Source organism: Halorubrum sp. SD612, assembly GCF_002135005.1.
The window spans coordinates 1-1,496 of sequence record NZ_NEWI01000352.1; the positions used below are offsets into that span (position 1 = coordinate 1).

Consider the following 1,496-nt stretch of genomic DNA (forward strand, 5'->3'; position numbering starts at 1 on the left):
GCCACGGAGCGGGAGATCGAGTTCGAGCAGGACCTCAACCGGACCGCGGCCCTAGAGTACGCCCGCGAGCGGAACGCGCCGGTCCAGTTCGTCGAGAACGAGGGGAGCGTGGCGGAGGCCGTCGAACAGGTCGTCGACACCATCGCGGGCGCGTCAGAGTGACGGGGCGGCCGGGGCCGGAGTCCCGTCAGTCCGCGCCAGCCGCCGCGCTCGGCTCGTCGTCGACCTCCAGCGTCTCCTCGACCTGCGTGAACACCGCGACGAGGGCGACGGCGGCGGCCGCGGCCCCGACGGCGAAGGGGACGACGAAGCCGAAGCCGTAGAGCCAGCCGGACGCCAGCGGGCCCAAGGCGACGCCGAAGCCGAACCCCATCGTGAGCACGGAGAGCGTGGTCCCCGACTCTCCCTCGCGGGCGAGGTCGCCGGCGAGCGCGAGCGACGGGGCGAAGACGCACGCGACCGCGACCCCCTGCCCGAGGCGGACGAGCATCATCAGCGCCGGCTCCGTCACGATCCCCTGGAGGAGAGTTGTCGGGACGAGGAGGACGAACCCGGCGAGCAGGAACGGCCGCCGGCCGATCCGGTCGCTGGCGCGCCCCACCGGGACCTGGAACATCACGTTGGCGATCGTCACGGCCGCGAACTGGGCGCCGAACCAGATCGGCGCCTGGTCTAAGCGGACGTTCACCTGGTTCTGGAGCGTCGCGAACAGCGCGATGCACGCGCCCATCGCGACGGTCGCGAGCCCGAGCGTGAACACGGGGTCGAGCAGGCGGTCCTCGCCGCGGACTCGGATCGAGACGTCGTCGCCCGCCTCGGCCTCCACGTCGGCGTCGCGGACGAGCAGGAACACGAGGGCGAAGCTGAGGTACGCCCCCGCGCAGGCCGCGACGAAGGCGGCGTCGAAGCCGTCGAGGACGGGGAGCCCGACCGGCGAGAGGTCGTACGGTCCGGCCTCGACGACGGCGCCCGCGAGGACCGGCCCGAAGCCGAAGCCGATGAGCCGGAACGTGTTGTACACCCCGAAGTTCCCGCCGCGGTCGGCGTCGCTCGCGGCGTACTCGTTGACCAGGGCGACCGTGGCTGGGATGATGAGCGCCGCGCCGAGCCCCTGGATCGCCCGCAGCGCGACGAGCGCCGGGTAGCTCGTCGCGACCGTGTACAGCCCGCTCGCGGTCCCGAGGAGGAGGATCCCGGCGAGGACGAAGGGGCGCCTCCTGCCGACGCGGTCGGACAGTCTCCCCGTGAACGGCTGCGAGAGGCTGTTGAGGAAGCCGAAAAGCGAGAGGACGATACCGATGAGCAGCGGCTCGGTCAGCGTGACCGCGGCCGCCCCGACTCCGACCTCCGCGCCGAGCAGCCCCTCCAGATCGACGAGGTCGCTGGTGATGTACAGCGGGAGGACGACGATGAGGAAGGAGTTCCCGGCCGCGCCGACCATCCGCGCGAGCGCCAGCACGATCACGCGCCGGTCGGTGTCGGTGACGCCGGAGAGC

1 protein-coding gene is annotated in these 1,496 nt (G+C 72.4%); it reads right to left on the reverse strand.

The genetic code is table 11. The features are described from left to right. Positions 1 to 187: 187 nt before the first annotated feature. Positions 188 to 1,496 (reverse strand): MFS transporter (locus tag B9G38_RS17250; RefSeq protein WP_233127251.1); only part of this gene is annotated, 1,309 nt, incomplete at its 5' end.